Annotated in this window: 1 pseudogene; it reads right to left on the bottom strand. The window is 63.7% G+C overall.

Features of this window, described 5'->3' with window-relative positions:
* Positions 1–71: 71 nt before the first annotated feature.
* Positions 72–355, bottom strand: a pseudogene (locus SREC43747_RS21480) (hypothetical protein); the annotation flags it as partial.

The following is a 355-nucleotide window of genomic DNA, read 5'->3' as shown; positions in this document are numbered from 1 at the left end:
GAGCCGCTCCGGTAGGCGAATCCACTAGCAAGTGATCGGTGGCGGGTGGGAGCGCACCCGCCACCGATGGGTCACTTGTTCTCTTCTTTCCGCTCGGCGGCCAGGTCCCTGCCGTCGTCGGTGGCCGCCAAGCCCTTGACGACCTCGTACCCGAACTTCTCCGCTCCGAAGTGCGGGCCCATGTCGATGAACTTGTCGGGGCGCAGGTCGCCGCTGGCGAACGGCTTGTACTCCGCTCCGCCTTTCTTGAGCCCCTCCCAAGCGTCCTTGAGCCGGGTTGACTTTTCCGTGTCGGTGGTGGCGTTGTCGTTGGTTTGATTTGTTTTGGTCTCGGTGGGTGTGTCGGTGGTGGCGT

The sequence above is a fragment of the Saccharopolyspora rectivirgula DSM 43747 genome, from assembly GCF_000497205.1.
Lineage (GTDB): Bacteria > Actinomycetota > Actinomycetes > Mycobacteriales > Pseudonocardiaceae > Saccharopolyspora > Saccharopolyspora rectivirgula.
Note: the sequence above shows the minus strand (reverse complement) of the source record. Positions and strands in the feature narration are given on the sequence as shown.